The sequence below is a fragment of the Leptolyngbya boryana PCC 6306 genome, from assembly GCF_000353285.1.
GTDB classification, from domain to species: domain Bacteria; phylum Cyanobacteriota; class Cyanobacteriia; order Leptolyngbyales; family Leptolyngbyaceae; genus Leptolyngbya; species Leptolyngbya boryana.
In genome coordinates this window covers 108,005-126,448 of sequence record NZ_KB731324.1, presented here as the reverse complement: position 1 = coordinate 126,448, position 18,444 = coordinate 108,005, and the positions used below count along the sequence as shown (strand labels likewise).

Below are 18,444 nucleotides of genomic sequence, written 5' to 3'. Positions count from 1 at the left end.
AAAATAGCGTTTTTAGGAATAAACGCCACACTTTCATCTCAGCGACTGTTCCTCAGCAGTTTACTCTTCCTATGTCATTTCAGCACGAGGGATCTGACCCTAGAATTCGTCAGATGCCTTGATTTCTATCCCCATTAATCATCCGCAAGATATAATTCTTTGACTCATAATTCTGCCTTTTTATCAATGATTTTTAATAAATGGTGACATAATGTGGGCGTAATCAGTTGAGAGGCGACTGAAGCCTTTCAATATCAACCGTCGTTTTCACTGGAGAAATCACTGCAATGGCTGGACAAATGTGCTGGTTGGCAGGATTGGGTGGGGGTACGAAGATTCTGCATTTACGTGAACAGTCCCACCAAACTTGGACACCTTATCACTCGTTTCCCCAATACCGCGTTCCCGATTTACAAATTCGCGGCGCATCGAAGGGATGGACAACTTATCAGAAGCTTCGCAATGCCGGATGGTCTCTGATTGCAACGGCAGATGCCTATAAACCCCAATATTCTCAATCGGAAGCAATCAATCGACCGTCTTAGATTGCAACTTCGCACTAGCCTAGTCTTGCTTGTGCGCTATATTCACTCGCTTTGGTATAGTCTCCAAGCATCGAGAATGCTGACTTGAGATTGCTGAGTAAATACAACTCCAATCGCTCATCCTGGTTCTGACGTGCCAGTTCCAATCGCTGCTGATAATATTTGATTGCGCAAGTCGTTCGACCTAATGCTTCATAAGCCACACACAGGCTCCCCAACGCTTGTTCCTGTGTACGGACATCACCTAATTTTTGTGCAATCTCAACTCGCCGCAGATTATATGCGATCGCAGTTTCATAATTTCCGGTCACATTACAAGCGTTGCCTAAATTCCGTAAAACCTGCAATTCCAACCGCTGGTCGCCTAATTTACCTGCTAACTCCAATCGTTGTTGGTAATAAGCGATGGCTTGCTCAAAATCGCCGAGCGCGTAGAAGGCGTTGCCTAAATTCTTCAAAATCTGTCCCGTGGCGACATAATCTTGCAATTTCTGGGCGATTTCCAATGCTTTCTGCTCACACTTGATCGCGATCTCCGGTTCATTTGCTGCCTTGTAGGCTAATCCCAAATTGTTCAGGGCTGCCATCTCACTCCGCTGATCGCGAAGTTCCTGCGCTAACATCAAACTCTGTTTCTGATAGTCGATCGCTTTCTCGTGGTCTGCAAGATGTCGATACGCATTTCCGAGTGTTCCCAACAGTTTGACGCTACTGAGATACTGCCGAATTTGCTGCGCTAGGACAAGACTCCGCTGCGAATAATCGATCGCTTTTGCATACTCGCCCAACGTATAGCAGACTTGTCCTAATGCCTCAAGAGCCTGCTTTGCGCCTTGCTGATCATTCATTTCCCAATACAGAAGATGCGCTTTCTGCAATGTATTGAGCGCTGCATGGAGTTCTCCGCGTTGATGTAACTCTATTCCCAAGTTCAACAGTTGATTTGCCTCGGCACCATCTGCATGGAATGATTCTGAGACAACTCTGTTCGCATCTTCGATCGGGAGAACAGTGTCGCGCTCCACTGAAAGCTGATCGTGCTTGGGATTTGAATCAAGAGTCATAGCAACACCCCGCCCTACGTTAGGATTTCAGGAATTTCACCCTAGAGCCTAGCTTGTTCATCCCTGTGGAGCGTTCCGTGAAACTGCGAGTTTTACTTCTCCAAGCACGGTGCCAGCTAAAATCTGCCTATTTCTGTTCGGTGAGCCACTGAATAATGAACTCATTGACAACCTCTGGACGCTCGTCATGGGGGCAATGTCCTGCATTAGGAATTGAGACGAATTGCACAGGCTGGGAGTGGACAAGGGATTGGTAGATTTGTGATCCTGCGATCGGTGTCCAAGGGTCTGCCTCCCCCCAAATCACCAGAAGCGGGGATTGAATATTCGGTAATAACTCGGTTGGTTTCGGTCCCGGCGGTGCCATCAACACAGATGCAAAGACTTGCTGAGCGCCTGGGTGACAAGACGGTTCATGCAATAAATCCACTAATTCATCTGTGATCGCCTCCGGATCGCGGTAAACCTGCCTGAGACTGTTGCGAATTCGTCCTTTCTGACGCACTTGATCAAACATCCATCGTCCAAACTGCTTTGATCCAACCAATTTGGCAAATGTTCCCATGACCAATCGCAACGGCAGGTTTAACTCCTCCGGGCGATGATTCAGTCCGCCTGCTGGATTGAGCAAAACTCCACCTGCTGCGATTTCAGGGTGATTCGCTAAAATCATGAGGCAGAGCAATCCCCCGATCGAATTTCCGATAAACACGGTGGGTCGCTGAATGTTTGCTGCCCAAAAATCTCGAATTAATTCCACCCAAAGTTCAACGGTGTAGTCGAGTGCAGGCTTTGCCGATCCTCCAAATCCGAGCAGATCGATCGCATATACCTGATATCCTGCCTGTGCCAAGACTGGAATATTTTTTCGCCAATGCCCGATCGAAGCTCCGAACCCATGAATCAATACCAAAGGCTCCCCAGTTCCCAGAACGGTGTACTGAATCGAATGCCCTTGCCAATCCCACGTCAGTTTCTCAAACGTGGGCAGAGAGACGACTTGATTTGCAGTGCCAGTCATTTTATGAAGTTTTCTTAACTAATCTTCACTTATATTCTACTTCTTTCTCGGCTCTGGCTCTGAGGATTGCAATGCCCGATCTAAAATGGTGCGGGCTTGTTCGGCTTGCGATCGCGCTTCTCGATATCTCAGATTAGTCTGGGCATAGCTTTTCAAGACTTTAAAACCTTCTTTCAGCCCATTGATTTCTTCTTCGGTGACGAGATCATCTGTGAAGAGAACATCGATATGCTTCCGAACTTGGAGGGCTTCCGATCGAGATTCCTGTGCCTTTAATTTCAAAGTTGCCAGACTGCTCAACGTTTGCACAGCTTGATTAATCGCGTCTTCATCACTGGAAGGCTGACTACCAGGGTCTTTAATTTCGATAAAATTTTGCGGTCCGAAGCCATCTGCCAAGTCTGTTGGTAGTTTCCCTTCATCCATCAGTTCCATGAGTTGATCCATTGCTTTCTCGCGGGCTTTGGGCGAGTCTTTACCGGAAACAGTGAGGATAATTTCGGGGCTTTGAGCGAGGGTGTACTGAACCATTGAATGTAGCGCTAATTAACAATAAGAATATACATACTAACCTTATCTCTGAATAATGCGAATTGACCGGGGAGATCTCTGCAGTTAGGTCTCGAATTTTTTTGTTGGAGTTTCTTGACAGTTCCAAGTTAGTGTGCGATATTAATAAAGTACCAAATGCGGGTATAGCTCAGTGGTAGAGCGTCACCTTGCCAAGGTGAATGTCGCGCGTTCGAATCGCGTTACCCGCTTTCTAAACGAAGTCCTCAAAAAGCCTTTGTTCCAAAGGCTTTTTGGGCCTTAGAGTGATATTTCTCTGACAGCAAACTTAGTGTAGTAGTGCTATCGTTTGGGTGTTTTTCAGGCGATTCCGGTAGTTTATTGAGGTAAGATTGGGGTAGATCTGAACCCCTTATCCCTGGAGAATTTTATGTACTTAAACTCTCCAGGTAAAGCTTTCAAGGAATCGGTTCAGGTTAAGAATTCTAAAGACTACTGCCACTGACGACATAGCCCAGTTGTTTCACAAGAGTTGAGCCAGCAGCACCGCCCAAGGCTAACCCGAACTGCTGCAATTGCAGCACCAAACGCAGTGTTTTTCTTGCCCAAGGTGCTGCCACTGCTGGAAGCCGCTCGGTAAAGATTCGACGCAAACAGGTCGGATTGAGACAGAAGAACTTTCGCACTTTGACCTGGAGCGTCAGGCGGCATTGTGCCATTGACAAGTCTTCTAAGGTTCGTTGATAACGGCTATGCACTCGTTGGCTAGATTGACGACAAGCCGGGCATTCCGCCCTTGTCTGAGTTGAGGTGAAGACTGCCCATAAGTGAGGTTCTGAATCCTTAAAATGCCAATGTTCGAGCCGAAGTTTTTGAGAGTCAGGCAGAAAATGTTGGAGGAGTTTCACAGCCTCTAGAATCCTGAAGAGACGGATAGTTCTATTATGAGGCAAGATCACCAAAAGCTCGGAAGTTCCACATCAGGTACTTGTCCAAATTTGGTGAAGCAATTCGCTAGAATAGGGCAAGGAACGCTTCAGATGACTCGTGGAACTTTTACAACTACTCCCTGACTCAGAACACATACAGATTCAAACCTATGAGCTAGATCGCGTTCAGAAGCAAGTGCAAATCAATCTTTGCTCAACGCAAGCTTCTGCGCCCTGTCCAATTTGTCAGCAGGAAGCAATTCGAGTGCATAGCCGATATGAACGAACAATCGGGGATTTACCGTGGGAGGACTATCGGGTGGTGATGTAATTTGAAGTGCGAAAATTCTTCTGTGATAACGCCTCCTGTCATCGTCGGATCTTCAGCGAACGACTACATGAGATCGCTGCACCTTGGGCACGAATTGACGGGAGACACTCCCTGATCCAATTCCCTATGTCTAGAACACTACCCATTTCACGACCTAAGCCCAGGGAAAGCTGAGACAGATATGAGAATTTGCTGAGAAGCTCCAAAGAGAAGCTTCTTTCAGCATAGTAGACATCAAAATTTATGGACAATCCAGCGAAGTACATTGACGCTGACAGAGGAGAACTCCAAAATGAGATCGCGCATCAGTCCAGATTTGGAGAGGGTGCAATGCGTGATGTTCAAGCTCTAGCTCTAGAATCGGGAGATGGAACTTATGAGAGAGTTCAGTGCGAATCGTTTCCCCTACCTGTAATGCAACTTGATAGTTTAGTGCATCTAACTTAACAATCTGATTGATGAGACTTTGTAAATGCATTTCAATGCGATCCTCTACAGGATTGTAAAAAGCGAGATGCTGAAACTGGGTGAGATCGAAATTGCCCTGAAATTGCTGATTGAGATGCTGCAAAATATTGAGATTAAATGCGGCCGTAACTTCCTGAGCGTCGTTATAAGCAGCTTCGAGAAGATCAACCGACTTCTGCAAGTCTACCCCTAATAAGAAAAACTCCCCAGGCTTGAGCGCATGTTGGATTTGTGTGAGAAAGCGATCGCGCTCTGACTGATCCAAATTTCCTAGAGTACTTCCTAGAAAAATTAGCATTCGATTTTCTAATTCAGAGGAGGGCAGTTCTGCTAAGGCTTGTTCATAAGTTCCAGCTAACCCACAAACCCGCAAAGTTGGATACTGATTTAATAGATCGAGAGCAGTACTTCTGAGAATGCCTTCGCTGACATCGATCGGAAAATAATAGAGAGGTTGCTCCAACTGCCCATAAGCTTCGAGGAGGACACGAGTTTTCCGAGAACTGCCGCTACCCAGTTCAATCAATTCACAATTTCCTGTCAGTTTCACAATCTCTGGGGCATATCTTTCTAAGATGCCTTGTTCAGTGCGGGTTGGATAGTATTCTGGGGTATCACAGATCTGCTCGAATAGTTGTGAACCGCGATCGTCATAAAAATAACGGCAAGGCAGCGTTTTCGGATTGCCTGCTAGTCCTTGAATGACCTCTTCACCTGTATCAGCTTGGGGAATTGATTTGCTCAATGGAATCCAGCGAAAGCGATCGGGTTGTGAGTTCTTTTGTGTTGCTATCATCGGGTGCTTCATGAATGAGATCTACCTGAATTCGTCTAGATTGATAGTCGAAAATCAATTGAATGTGTGTTAACAGAACAATGGCTGTAATTCGTTATCAATCACAGCCGAAATTAGGGTTCTAGGTCAACTTCGTTTTATTGCGCCCCACCCGTATAGAAATTGAGCCGTCCAAATCCTAAGAATTGGCTCATACTCTGTTCTCCAACTGGAAAAGCAGTGACTCCGAACTCATAGATTCCACCAGAAGCTGGATTTGATTTTGCTTCTAAGGCAACAGTGACTGTACTTCCAGGTTGAACAGGTTGATCAAACACGATCGTAGCTTCACCCGGAACCGATTCTCCTCCAACATTCGCCAAAGGAATTTCAGCACCGCTTGCATATCGAGCACCTGCAAATGCTTTGCTTCTGCCGACATCAAATTTCACGGTTTCTAAGTTGCGCTCTTGAGCAATTCGTACTGCTTTGAGCGCCTGTCCTGCATCCGAGGGAACAACCAGAGTAAACTCATAAGTCGATGGCACGTAAGCTTGCGATTGAGACGTATAAGCGCGCATGAGGCGAGGGGGATGCGAGAAAAAAGCTTGCCCGCCGCTGAACTGGACTGGAGCCATTTGGGATTCAGTCATCTGTGTAGGCATCATTGTTGACATTCCAATCTCAGAGAGCCTGGGCTGAGTCGAATTCTTAAATTGACTGTGAGTAGGTGGATGCAAGGAAAAGGTTGGGGATGTGCCAACTTCAGAGAGCCGGGTGTGTGTTGGGTTGCTGGCGTTAGTTTGCGAGAAGGCTGAGGGTTGGGTGCTGATGGTTGCAGCGATCGCGATCATCATTCCGAGTGCAAGTCTTTGAAATAGCATCGTCAAATCTCCTTGTGAAATGAAAGGTTCTGGTTTCAGTTAAGTGAAGTGAACTTCTGAAAGCTTGACTCTAATTAAACGAGGTGAAACTGAGAGTCGTATGAGGAAAAAACGTCGAATGTGCTAAGTCTTTCCTGAGAAGAAGCTGAGAAATCTCACGCAGTCGTTACTATCTGAATCACAGCACATTGTTCTGTTACCCTTGGATTCTATTCCGGGGGCGGGTGAGCAACGAAGCATAGGGATCTGATTTGATTGCGAATCTCTTAACTGTAAGACAGTTAACCATCTGCATACTGGCTAATCTGGTGAATCAGTTTTGCAACTAATCCTGTCCATCCGGTTTGATGGCTGGCTCCAATTCCAGCTCCATTGTCTCCATGAAAATATTCATAAAACAACATCAAATCTTGCCAATTTGGATCAGTTTGAAAAAGCTCTGTTGCCCCATAGACAGGTCGTCGCCCAGATGGATCTTGAAGAAAAATCTGAATCAGCCGATGTGAGAGTTCTAAAGCAACTTCCCAAAGATTTAGCCATTGCCCTGATCCAGTTGGACATTCTACTTTGAAATCATCGCCTAAGTAATGATGGAACTTTTGCAGTGACTCAATCAGTAAAAAATTGACTGGAAACCAAACCGTTCCCCGCCAATTCGAGTTTCCTCCAAATAAACCACTGCTAGATTCAGCAGGTTCATAGTCTACTCGAAACTGTGTTCCATCCACATCAAACGTATAAGGATGGGTAGCATGATGTTTCGAGAGGGCGCGAATTCCGTGAGAACTGAGAAATTCAGTTTCATCCAGCATCTTCTGTAAAATTCGTCGAAGTTTGTCTTGAGACACGATCGCTAACAATCTCCTAGCCTGCATCCCTTGTGTCTCCATACAAGCCACATTACGCCTCAAGTCAGGACGATGTTGAATAACCCATTCTAGCCGCTTCTTAAAAGCAGGTAATTGATGAAGTGTTTCTGGCTCTAATGTTTCGATCGCGAATAAAGGAATCAGCCCGACCATCGATCTCACTTTCAATTCAATCTGCTGATCATTCGGTAAATGTAGAACATCGTAGTAGAATCCATCGGTCTCATTCCATAGTGAAGTTTCTGCTTCTCCAATACGATTCATTGCATCAGCAATGTAGAGATAATGTTCAAAGAATTTGGTTGCAATGTCTTCATAGACTGGATTGGTTTGAGCAAGTTCAAGTGCGATCGCAAGTAAATTTAAACAATACATTCCCATCCAACTTGTGCCGTCGGATTGATCAATGTGACCACCCGTTGGAAGTGTTGCACTACGATCGAACACTCCAATATTGTCGAGTCCCAGAAATCCACCTTGAAAGATATTTCTCCCTTCTACATCTTTGCGATTCACCCACCAAGTAAAATTCAGTAAAAGCTTTTGAAACACGCGCTCTAAGAAAACGCGATCGCTACGTCCATACATTTTCTGCTCAATCTTGTACACACGCCAAGTTGCCCAAGCATGAACAGGCGGATTCACATCACCGAATGCCCATTCATAAGCTGGAATTTGTCCATTGGGGTGCATGTACCATTCCCGCGTCAAAATATCTAGCTGATGCTTCGCAAACTCCGGATCAATCATCGCAAGTGGAATGCAATGAAATGCGAGATCCCAAGCTGCGAACCAAGGATATTCCCACGTGTCAGGCATCGAAAGAATATCATCTGTATGGAGATGGAACCATTCATGATTGCGCCCCTGTTTACGTTCTGAAGGCGCAGGAGCAATCGGATCGCCTTTAAGCCACTCTTCTACACTGTAATGATAGTATTGCTTGCTCCAGAGCATTCCAGCAAAAGCTTGACGTTGGATATTTCGCATCTCATCGCTCAGTGCAAAGGGTGTAATGCGATGGTAGAATTCATCAGCTTCTTGTTGTCTAGCTCTGATAATCGCATCAAAATCAGCAAAAGGAGTCGTTAAATTTGCACGATCGCTGAGCCGTAATTGAATTGTTTGAGTCGCATGGGCTGGAATGATCAATTGATAGTGTACGGCTGCTTTTGTGCCGATTTTATTTGGGTTTACGGCTTCCTCATTGCCATGAATAATATAATCATTGATACCATCCTTGACATAAGCAGAATGATTCGGGGAACTCAGGATTCTCTCATTATTAGTTTCGTTTTCTGTGAAAAGTAATCCTTCACCTTTCTCACAGTACAACCATCGCTTGTTGAGGGTTGGATGATCTGCTTCGATTACATCATAGGTATGATTCGAGCGCACAATTTTGAGTGAGGGCTTTGAACTATCTTGAGTCCAAGACCAAGTATTCCGAAACCACAGGGTTGGAAGGACATGAATAGGCTTTGTTTCGGAACTACGATTGGTGATTTTAATTTGAATCAGAATATCTTCAGCATCCTGCTTTGCATATTCAACCATCACGTCAAAGTAGCGCTGCTGATCAAATATGCCTGTGTCGAGGAGTTCAAATTCTGGCTCTTGGCGAGTTCGATGCTGATTTTCTTTAACGAGTTGCGTGTAAGGGAAAGTGCTTTGTGGATATTTGTACAGCGCTTTCATGTAGGAATGAGTTGGCGTGTTGTCCAAGTAGAAATAGTACTCTTTGACATCTTCGCCATGATTCCCTTCGTTTCCGGTAAGTCCAAACAATCGTTCTTTCAAAATCGGATCGGCTCCATTCCACAGCGCGATCGCAAAACATAGTCGTTGATGATTGTCTGAAATTCCCAATAAACCATCTTCACCCCAACGATAAGCACGCGATCGCGCTTGATCATGAGAAAAGTAATCCCAGGCAGTTCCAGACGAACTGTAATCTTCGCGAACGGTCCCCCATTGTCGATCGCTGAGATAAGATCCCCATCTGCGCCAATGAGCTTTGTGGGTTCGAGCAGCTTCCAATCTAAGTTCTTCTTGAGTTGGAACAGTCATGGTTTAGTACCTTGATGAAAAGTGAGCGATCGCGAAGTAATCTAGTGGCTATCAATTCCAGAGATTTGAAGATTCACAGCATTGAGATAACCCCGATCATTCAAAGTGCTAGCAGGCAGTCGATTTGTAACAATTGCCGCTTGAACAATATCTTTTGCGTGAACTCGCCCAGCTTTGTAATCATAGATCAGTTGGCTGTAGCTCGAAATTCCCTGATCGCGTAAATAGCCGCGATAAGCTAAATTTGCTAGATCACTCGGCGTGAGCGTGTTGTTCAGGACTTGGCTTGGCACCAACTGAATCATACTGAGTTCTTGCTCGATTCGAGTTTCAGCATGGGTAGCCGTTGTGGTTACAGCAGATAGCAGTAAAACAGATAATCCTGCAATGAGTTGACGTTTCATAGGAATTGCTTCATTAATGATTGAACTGCTTCCTAGAATGAACGATGCGGCTGAATATCCGTTGATGATTAGCTGAGAATTTAGTGAGTAAAGGTAGAACGATATTTTACTTTATTCAGTCTTTTCTCAGCTTTGACTCAGAATGCTTGAAGCATCGATCGATATACTAAAACGAATTGAGTTCAAGACGATATCATGCAAACGAAAACATCAGCAATTGCATTACTATTAACGCAGGCAGGTCAAGCACATCACGACTATGAACAAAGCGTATTGAAAGGTCTGTATGACCAGGATTGGGCAGACTGGTATGCTGAATATGTGGTTCAGAATGGCTTAAGTGAATTGTTGGAACAGGAGATAACAGTTCAGCAAATCAGCCAGTTTTTCACCCAAAGTTATGAAGCGTACAAGGGCAAAAATTCTGGAGAGAGTTGGGCGGATTACACAGCAAGAGAAATGCAGCAGACACGATTTGTATGAAGAAGTGCGATCGCATTAATCAAAATCTCGTTTATTGGCTTGTGAGATACTGCGATCGCTGAGGAACTAATCAGATAACGTTCGTGATCAGTGGCGGCTAGTAACTTTTGTAGTCCAACCAAGATCTTGATACCAATCGCTGCAACATAGTTGTTCGACGTTAGTCTGACTCTAGATTTTGAAAAAATTAGTCTGCCCCACAGACATCAAATCTTCTATTGTCAGAGAAGACTCGCTTAGTGAAGCAGATATTGTAAGAGTCAGCTCAGAGGGGTAAGGAAGATTATCGGCATAAACTGCTCCGACAAGATTATCGCGATTTTCGGTTTTCTTACCGATGTAGAAGACATCAGAGAACACTCTCCTCCCTGGCTGTAGATCTCCACAATCAATCTCAACAGTTAGTTGGTTAGCCGCTTGATTGATGCATACACTCCCTGGTGTCTTAGGTCTGTTAAATCTCATTCTACTTAGGTCAGGGCCGAGAGATTGTTTTTCGGGCATTTTAGGAAGATCTTTCTTTTCAAGCATCTCTATCTGCATTAAAGAGTCAACTGAGAACTCGACTCTAACATTCCGTGCGGCGACACGCCCAATATTTGAGATAGATAGTCGAGCTGGACGAAATAGCTTGCATATAAAAATATAGCGAGCTAACTCACGGTAATATTGATGGTTTGTCCTATACATTGATATTGGACCAAGTCCATAGGAATTTTTTGGCGGATCAGGCAAAGATGGGATGCTATAAGATGACGGCAAGTTGCATAATTCAGCTTCAATTGATAAGTGTGAGCCAATTAGCTCCTCAGTATCTGGGTTGGAAAATACAACCGCAAGATTAGCGTCAATCTCTTCAGGACCCACCCTCATTTGTGCAATTTCTTCCAAAGTAGCCGGTTTTGTTGGATCGGTTGAACTTCCTCTCCTCACGTAGACCTTCTCTTTATCCAGCTTTCCATATTTCTTTTTAAGATATATTGGTCTTGTCTGCTGTTCAATTCGAATAACACCTACTTGCTTGTCCTCAATAGCTACGGCTTCGTAATGAAAGCGAACTGGCTGATTAGTGAGGTTGTTGATAAATTGCTGAAGGGTATGATCATCGAGATGATTTTGTATTCCTATTACTTTACTTTTCCCTCCGCGTATTTCCTCTACTCCAATCAAGATGTACGCCTCGGATCTTCGCCATGCGTTTGCGAATCCTAGAATATCCTTAACAAGTTCAGACTTCTCTTCCTCAGTTGCCTTTGAGAATGGATATTGCTCTTTTTTAAAGTCAAGCGTTGGACTTTCTTCTTCGTAAAGCAGGCTTTCAAGTAGTTGAGTTTTCATTTAATTGATTTTGCTTCCCACGGATTAGCCTCTGTATCAGCTTACAGTGTTGAATCGTAGTTTAGAGGTGTACGTCGAAATTATTTTTAGACAGATCTAGCTCTTTCTACATTCAGCACGTTATCCGAACGCAAATCTGTATAACGCCCTAAATCAGCACATTGTACAGACGAAGATCTGTATAACATCCCAGAATTGAATGATTAGGCAGACAGGGATCTGTGTAACACCCCTGTACGGCATTTTATCCAGATCGGCAGTTTGGATAATAGCTGCGTTTATTGAAGTGCATTTATATTTCTTCAGCAAATCTTTATTCACTGGTTTTTAGCCACGACGATCGCTATCACAACAAATGAGCTTTCGTACAGAATGAGGGCTAAATGATGCCTGGAAAGCTCTGCTGATCGCGATCAGCAGAGCTTCAGTTAAGCACTTGTCTCAAATCATATCTATTCACCACCACTATAGAGATTGATTCGTCCAAAACCTAAAAATTGACCTACCCCGTTGTCTCCTGCCGGAAATGCGGTCACTCCAAATTCATAAGCGCCTCCAAATTCTGGATTAGCCTTCGCTTCAAGTGCAACCGTCACTGTGCTACCAGGCTGTACGGGTTGATCAAATACGATCGTAGCTTCCCCAGGAGCAGGCTTCTCACCACCGACACTTGCCAGAGGAATCTCCGCTCCTGCTGCAAATCGTTCTCCTGCAAATGCTTTACTTCTGCTCGCATCAAATTTCACTGTGCCCAAATTTCGTTCTTGAGCAATCCGAACTGCTTTCAAAGACTGTCCAGCATTAGCAGGAACAGTCAAAGTAAACTCATAGGTCGATGGAGTATAGGCTTGGGTTTGAGAAGCATGAACACGAACTAACTGAGGGGAATGAGAGAAGTAAGTTTGTCCATTGTTCAGTGGAGCTTGGCTCATTGGAGCCTCGACCATTTGGGTCATCGGAGACTGCATCGAGCTAGAGGTGCCAATTTCAGACAATCTGAGGTGGGTGGAATTCTTAAATTGGCTCTGAGAGGGTTGATGCGAGATAGTTGTTTGAGCAGTGCCGATTTCCGAAAGGTAGGGATGAGTCGGGTTCTTGAACGTTGTTTGAGAAAAAGCTGAAGATTGTGTGCTGACTGCTGTAGCGATCGCGAACATTGTACTGATTGCCAATTTCTGAAATAGCATGATCAAATCTCCATAAAATTAGAAGTAGATTGCGCCTCGTCAAATTCGGGATTGACTTGAAGCTTGAGTATGATTAAACGCTGTCTGTCTGAGAGTCGTCTGAAGAGAAGCTTGAGTTAGATAAACGTTTACTGAGAAAAAGATGAGAATGAGTAACTATTTTTCAACCAAGCGCATCACATGACCATCTGGATCGCGAACCAGTAATCCTCGTTTAAACCCCAAAGTCTGCTCTGGGATCGTTACAACATTGGAAGAAACAAGCTGAGATCGCTTTAGTTGTTGCGCGATCGCTTTCACATCATTCACGACTAAAGTTGTTTGCCAACTGAGTAAATCATTGGGTCGAGTATCTATAGGAAGTGATCGACCATCACGCGGCTCCAAGTATTCTAAAAATTCAATTCCCACTCCAGTCGGCGCTCTTAATCCACTAATATGCAATCTCGCTCCTTCCACATTGTTCAGATGTGCTTGCTCTGTTCCATAGTTCATACTTTCTACTGCTACTTTTAGACCAAGCAGATCTCGATAGAAGCTCAAACTATTTGCAGTATTGGAAACGACGATCGCAGTATGATCAATCCCTAGAAATAGCTGATTCGTAGACTTTTGCCATTTCGGATTGCCCTTTCCTGGAGGGAAGTAAATGAGTTCTAGATTGTGACCATCCAGGTCTTTGAAATAGAAGGCACGAATTCCAGCCGCTGCGTTGTTCCAATCTGGAATCCGTTGAGGAGCAGTAGAAGTATGTTGAACTTTATATTTTCGTAGGTGCTGATATGCTTTATCGATGTCGTTGACCACGATCGCAATATGTTGAAACCAGCGATCGTGACTCCGGGAATCGATCGGAATAGGTTTACCTTTGGGTGTGAGGTACTCTGTAAGTTCAAGCACTTCATCGCCCAGTTGCATTTTGACGACTCGCATCCGAATCCCGAATAGCCCTTGAAGTTGTTCATAGTCTGAACCCAGAACTTCTACATCCGAAATTTTCTGAAAGGGCAAAACTTGAGAGTAGAATGAGACAGCTTTATCCATATCAGAAACTGTTATTCCAATAGATTCGACTGCTAGCACAGGTTGCTGAGATTGAGCAGCACGTTGAGCAGCCTGAAATACTACTTGTGGATAGGCTTGCTGATAAGGAGAAATTGCGATCGCAAACACTGTAAAACAAGCAAGCAGCATGTATCGAATTCTTCTATGAGTTGTAGTCTTCATGATTCAAATCAAGATGTTGAACTTACTGAGCAAGTCGAATTCCTGAAAACTGCCAGCGAGCTGACGCTGGAAAGAAATTGCGATAGCTAGGGCGAATATGACTCTGAGGCGTAACACATGAGCCACCTCGTAGCACCATCTGATTGCACATAAATTTCCCGTTATACTCTCCAACAGCTCCCTTTGCAGGCTGAAATCCTGGATAAGCAAGATAAGCGCTCTGTGTCCACTCCCACACATCACCAAATATCTGATCAGGTCGAGTCATGCCTTTCGTTCCAGAAGGATGCAATCGTCCACTCTCCAAGAAATTTCCTTGTATTGCAACCTGTCTTGCTGCAATTTCCCATTCTGCTTCAGTGGGTAGTCTTTTCCCTGCCCAACGCGCATAAGCATCTGCTTCGTAAAAGCTCACATGACACACAGGCTCATTGCTGTCCAGAGGACGCAATCCTGCAAGTGTCATGATCCACCAAGTCCCATCCATCTGTTCCCAATATAAAGGCGCAGACCATCGCTCTGCTTGCATAGTTGCCCAACCATCAGAAAGCCAAAATTCTGGCCGATTGTATCCACCTGCTTGGATAAACTCTAGATACTCTCCATTTGTAACTAATCGATCGGCTAGCTCATAGTCTTGTAGATACACCGAATGACGTGGAGACTCATTATCAAACGCAAAGGATTCGCCTTCATGCCCGATCGTATAAATTCCCCCGCAGTAGCTCAACCAACCCATTTTTGAAGTAGTAGATGCAGACAAAGAAAGGTCTGATCGATAAGCTGGACGCAGTGGATTGAGTGCGAGATTGTATTTAATATCCGTGAGCAGCAATTCTTGATGTTGTTGCTCATGCTGTAAGCCGAGTAGAATCAAAGACTCCAAAGGTACTTCTGCAAATTCCTGCAAAAATAATCCCATTGCTTGATCCACATAAGCGCGATAACGATAAATCTCTTCGACTGTTGGACGAGAGAGTAATCCTCTTTGAGGTCGCGGGTGACGACTTCCCACTGCTTCGTAGTAAGAATTGAACAAATAGTTAAACTGGGGATGAAACACTTCATAACCTGGCAAATATGGAACCAGTAGAAAAGTTTCAAAAAACCAAGTGGTATGTGCTAAGTGCCATTTTGGAGGACTGACATCAGGCATCGCTTGCAGGATGTAGTCTTCGATCGCTAAAGGTTGACAGATCTGTTCACTGACTCGACGTACAGACTGATAGCGATCGAGGAGTGCGGTTTGAGGTTTAAGTTGAGAAAGCATAAGAGATTCAGATGTCTGGTAGTTGATCGCTCAATTTCTGAGCTTTGAATCCGCATCTAAAAATGCAGCGTTTGTGATTTTGGTGATGAAGTTTGGCACAACAAACGGCCTGCTGTTCCTTGATTCGCACATAGATCTCAGAAGCTAAAAACATCCCAAGAATCGGTGCGGTTAAGTAAACCCAAATCGCAGTCCAATTGTTTGCCGGAATTGCAGAAGCAATGGTTCGAGCAGGGTTCATACTCATCCCGGATAATGGAGCCTCGATTATGATATAGGTCGCCACCAAAGCTCCTGCAAAGAGTCCTGTCCATCGTGCGAGTCGTGCTGTATTCGACACTGTGAGAACAGTCATCATCAACCCAAAAGAAATGACCAATTCAGCAAAAAACGCAATGATTGCTCCTTGAGTTCCTGGAATTGTCACAATGTAGTCAACTGAAGGATGTGAGAGCACGTTCCCCAATAGTTTTGCTGCAATTAAAATTCCGAGTGATCCACCTAGTAATTGAGCAATGACATAGCAAAATGCATCTTTCGGCTTCACTTTACCTAAGTGGAGAAACGTTAACGTCACCGCAGGATTGTAATGTGCGCCTGATTGCTTTCCCCAGGGAGAATAGATCAGCGAAATTGCCGTCAGTCCCATGCCAATTCCGATCAACGATCGCTGAAGTAACGGATCGATCTGAGAGATCGGCGAACTAGGATGTACGACTGCTGCTGTAATCACCGCAGCAGCAACCATGAAAATCCCTAATCCTGCTGCTTCCATCAAATATTCAGGATAGTGACGACGAATTGTATTGATCATGGTTAGACTCTCTAAGTGCTGCCTCAGTGCTATCGGATTCTCTGCAATTCACGATCGCTGTGACGAACACCCTTCACTGCCCGCAGAGATTCTCCCAATGACCAAACTGCACCGCCCAGGAGCAAGATATCTTTGAGTAAAAATTGTCCCGGTACAACTGATAAAGCCGGAAATCCGAGTGTCGGTTCCCAACCTGGTGTAGAAAATAAAAAGCTCAGAGTTAACAAGCAGGTAACCACTGCCATCCCACTGCCAACGACAGAAGCAATCGGGAACCACGAGCGCAATGCCATCAAGACCGCAGTTGCAACTTCAATCACACCAATCAGATTAGACACTCCCTGAACACTGATAACGCGATACATCCAACTCATGAATGGGCTATGTTCTACAAGTGGCTTAATTGCATTCGCTTCGTAAGGTGTAAACTTCATCAAGCCGATCCAAAATAAAATCAGCACGATTCCATACCGCATCAGAGCAAGCCCAATGAGTTCTAGAAGTCGGCTAACTGCTTTTCGATCATTTGTCGTTGCCATTTTTAATTCTCCTTATTTATCTCAATCGATCAATCAAGTGATCTCCTACCCGCAAGGCATTCGCAATGATTGTCAGAGTTGGATTGACCGCAGCACTAGCCGGAAAGAAGCTACCATCGACAACATACAAATTGTCCACGTCATGAGTTCGACAGTTGATATCCAGCACAGAGGTTTGTGAATCTTCTCCATAGCGGCAAGTTCCACATTGATGCGCGACTCCTTGAAGTGGGATTTTTTTACGGAAGTAGAACGAACAAGGTAAAAAGCGATCGCCACAATCAATCGATTTCAAAACTTCTGTCCAGCGATGTAATAATCGATCGAATGCAACCGTGTTATTGTCTTTGTAGCTCAGATGAATCTTGTCTCCTTTCACCTGTACACGATTGTTCGGATCGGGTAAATCTTCTGCTGTGAGCCACCAATCTACAGAATGACTGGCAAGCGATGCGAAGACTTCGCGATCTTGAAATGAAACTCCAGCAATCTTCGGAGAATCTAGTGCAATCATGTCAGCATTGACCTTGCCGAGCAGTTGAATATGACCCATTGGATAGTCAAATCCTGCTTCTCCCCAGTAAAAATCATTCACAGCTAGGGTTTTCTGAAATTGAGTTGGATTTGGCTTTTTCGTCAATCCAACGATCGCACCGTTCTGATGCCTCATAAAATTCCGTCCAACTTGATCAGAACGATTCGCTAATCCAGTTGGGTGTTGATCATTCGCAGATCGTAGTAGCAGAGCCGCAGAGTTAATTGCACCACAAGAGACAACAACAATATCTGCAGAAAACATCTGGATTTGACCTGCAACATCGACCTCAACAGCTGTGACTTCTCGACCCGATGGACTTGTATGCAAACGGAGTACCTTCGCTGAAGTGAGTAAGGTTAAATTCTCAGTACGATCGATCGCAGGACGTACACAATTGATCTCTGCATCTGCTTTCGCATTGACTAAACAAGGAAACCCATCGCAAGTATCACAACGAATGCAAGAACTCAAATGGCGATTTGCTTCATTGAGTTTAATGGCTAGCGGAAGATAGAACGGGTGCAATCCTTTTGCTTGTAGCGCATCATGAATCTCTTGAATTCGCGGCTCGTGTTGAATGGCTGGAAAAGGATAGTCTTGACTTGCCTGTGGCTCGGTTGGGTCTAGCCCATGCTGTCCATGCACTTCATAGAGTGCTTCTGCCTGAGTGTAGTAAGGTTCAAAATTGCGATACTTTAGAGGAGATTCTAGCGAAATGCCTCCTTGATGTTGAACTTGGTCAAAATCACGCTCGCGCCACCGAAACAGCGCTCCACCGTAGACTTTTGTATTGCCCCCGACAAAGTAACCTGTTCCAGGATGTAAGGCTTGCCCGTCTTGATCTCGCCAAACTTCTTTAGTGTGATAGCGATCGTGGTGAAAAACCTCGATCGTATCCCAGTTCTGCTTTTCTCTCGGTAGAAACGAGCCTCGTTCCAGCACTAAGATCTTTTTTCCGGTTGGAGCAAGACGATGTGCAAGTGTGCCTCCGCCTGCTCCTGTACCGATGATAATGACATCATAATGAGCTTGAGTTGTCATAGTTCTTACCTTATTTTAACCGTGAGTTCATCCTCTAACTGAGTCACCTGCCATCGCGTCTGTTCACCTTCCTGGTAGAAATGCAAAGAAACAATCGCATCTCCCACTCTCAATTGCTTCACCGTTAAATCTGGCAA

At 44.7% G+C, this 18,444-nt stretch carries 17 protein-coding genes, 1 tRNA gene and 1 pseudogene; 4 read left to right on the top strand and 15 right to left on the bottom strand.

Annotated elements, in window-relative coordinates; genetic code table 11:
• Nucleotides 1-287 precede the first annotated feature (287 nt).
• The gene (locus tag LEPBO_RS0100600; protein ID WP_017285580.1) at nt 288-545 is read left to right on the top strand and encodes a hypothetical protein; all 258 of its coding nucleotides are present in this window, start codon (nt 288-290) and stop codon (nt 543-545) included.
• Between the two features lie 14 nt (nt 546-559).
• Here the strand turns inward: LEPBO_RS0100600 and LEPBO_RS35705 are convergent, their stop codons facing one another.
• From LEPBO_RS35705 to LEPBO_RS0100585, 3 genes are all read right to left on the bottom strand, one after another.
• Nucleotides 560-1,609: a tetratricopeptide repeat protein gene (locus LEPBO_RS35705; protein ID WP_017285579.1), complete on the bottom strand. Its 1,050-nt coding sequence runs from the start codon at nt 1,607-1,609 to the stop codon at nt 560-562.
• Nucleotides 1,610-1,736: 127 nt separating this feature from the next.
• Nucleotides 1,737-2,630 (bottom strand): alpha/beta fold hydrolase, encoded by an 894-nt coding sequence (locus tag LEPBO_RS0100590; protein ID WP_017285578.1) that lies wholly within the window; start codon nt 2,628-2,630, stop codon nt 1,737-1,739.
• Between the two features lie 36 nt (nt 2,631-2,666).
• Nucleotides 2,667-3,161: a hypothetical protein gene (locus tag LEPBO_RS0100585; RefSeq protein ID WP_017285577.1), complete on the bottom strand. Its 495-nt coding sequence runs from the start codon at nt 3,159-3,161 to the stop codon at nt 2,667-2,669.
• Nucleotides 3,162-3,319: 158 nt separating this feature from the next.
• On the opposite strand from LEPBO_RS0100585, the gene LEPBO_RS0100580 reads away from it, so the two are divergent.
• Nucleotides 3,320-3,391, top strand: a tRNA-Gly gene (locus LEPBO_RS0100580).
• A gap of 234 nt (nt 3,392-3,625) precedes the next feature.
• On the opposite strand, the gene LEPBO_RS40735 is transcribed toward LEPBO_RS0100580, so the two are convergent.
• A complete protein-coding gene (locus tag LEPBO_RS40735) occupies nt 3,626-4,048 on the bottom strand; it encodes a transposase family protein (RefSeq protein WP_071596135.1) in 423 nt (140 codons plus the stop codon).
• 139 nt (nt 4,049-4,187) lie between these two features.
• On the opposite strand from LEPBO_RS40735, the pseudogene LEPBO_RS0100570 reads away from it, so the two are divergent.
• Nucleotides 4,188-4,493: pseudogene (locus tag LEPBO_RS0100570) on the top strand (transposase family protein); the annotation flags it as partial.
• Nucleotides 4,494-4,641: 148 nt separating this feature from the next.
• On the opposite strand, the gene egtD reads toward LEPBO_RS0100570, so the two are convergent.
• From egtD to LEPBO_RS0100550, 4 genes are all read right to left on the bottom strand, one after another.
• The gene (egtD, locus tag LEPBO_RS0100565) at nt 4,642-5,664 is read right to left on the bottom strand and encodes an L-histidine N(alpha)-methyltransferase (protein WP_036044303.1); all 1,023 of its coding nucleotides are present in this window, start codon (nt 5,662-5,664) and stop codon (nt 4,642-4,644) included.
• 137 nt (nt 5,665-5,801) lie between these two features.
• Nucleotides 5,802-6,527: a DUF2808 domain-containing protein gene (locus tag LEPBO_RS0100560; protein ID WP_017285573.1), complete on the bottom strand. Its 726-nt coding sequence runs from the start codon at nt 6,525-6,527 to the stop codon at nt 5,802-5,804.
• Nucleotides 6,528-6,808: 281 nt separating this feature from the next.
• On the bottom strand, nt 6,809-9,466 hold the full coding sequence (locus LEPBO_RS0100555; RefSeq protein WP_017285572.1) for an MGH1-like glycoside hydrolase domain-containing protein: 2,658 nt from the start codon (nt 9,464-9,466) through the stop codon (nt 6,809-6,811).
• Between the two features lie 41 nt (nt 9,467-9,507).
• Nucleotides 9,508-9,870, bottom strand: a complete 363-nt coding sequence (locus LEPBO_RS0100550; protein WP_017285571.1) for a hypothetical protein — start codon at nt 9,868-9,870, stop codon at nt 9,508-9,510.
• Nucleotides 9,871-10,065: 195 nt separating this feature from the next.
• Here LEPBO_RS0100550 and LEPBO_RS0100545 point away from each other — a divergent pair, with 195 nt between their 5' ends.
• Nucleotides 10,066-10,353 carry a hypothetical protein gene (locus LEPBO_RS0100545; RefSeq protein WP_017285570.1) on the top strand — a complete coding sequence of 96 codons (288 nt, stop codon included), beginning with the start codon at nt 10,066-10,068 and terminating at the stop codon, nt 10,351-10,353.
• A 171-nt stretch (nt 10,354-10,524) separates the two neighbouring features.
• Here LEPBO_RS0100545 and LEPBO_RS0100540 read toward each other — a convergent pair whose 3' ends face one another.
• From LEPBO_RS0100540 to LEPBO_RS0100510, 7 genes are all read right to left on the bottom strand, one after another.
• On the bottom strand, nt 10,525-11,691 hold the full coding sequence (locus LEPBO_RS0100540) for an AlbA family DNA-binding domain-containing protein (RefSeq protein ID WP_017285569.1): 1,167 nt from the start codon (nt 11,689-11,691) through the stop codon (nt 10,525-10,527).
• Nucleotides 11,692-12,143: 452 nt separating this feature from the next.
• Nucleotides 12,144-12,878: a DUF2808 domain-containing protein gene (locus LEPBO_RS0100535; protein WP_017285568.1), complete on the bottom strand. Its 735-nt coding sequence runs from the start codon at nt 12,876-12,878 to the stop codon at nt 12,144-12,146.
• A 156-nt stretch (nt 12,879-13,034) separates the two neighbouring features.
• Nucleotides 13,035-14,105, bottom strand: a complete 1,071-nt coding sequence (locus LEPBO_RS0100530; protein ID WP_144056115.1) for a VOC family protein — start codon at nt 14,103-14,105, stop codon at nt 13,035-13,037.
• A gap of 22 nt (nt 14,106-14,127) precedes the next feature.
• Complete coding sequence (gene egtB / locus LEPBO_RS0100525; RefSeq protein WP_017285566.1) at nt 14,128-15,375, bottom strand: ergothioneine biosynthesis protein EgtB; 1,248 nt, start codon at nt 15,373-15,375, stop codon at nt 14,128-14,130.
• 7 nt (nt 15,376-15,382) lie between these two features.
• Nucleotides 15,383-16,189, bottom strand: a complete 807-nt coding sequence (locus LEPBO_RS0100520) for an MIP/aquaporin family protein (RefSeq protein ID WP_017285565.1) — start codon at nt 16,187-16,189, stop codon at nt 15,383-15,385.
• Between the two features lie 29 nt (nt 16,190-16,218).
• Nucleotides 16,219-16,728: a YkgB family protein gene (locus LEPBO_RS0100515; RefSeq protein ID WP_017285564.1), complete on the bottom strand. Its 510-nt coding sequence runs from the start codon at nt 16,726-16,728 to the stop codon at nt 16,219-16,221.
• A gap of 16 nt (nt 16,729-16,744) precedes the next feature.
• Nucleotides 16,745-18,307, bottom strand: coding sequence for a GMC oxidoreductase (locus tag LEPBO_RS0100510; protein WP_017285563.1), 1,563 nt, complete (start codon nt 18,305-18,307; stop codon nt 16,745-16,747).
• Between the last annotated feature and the right edge of the window lie 137 nt (nt 18,308-18,444).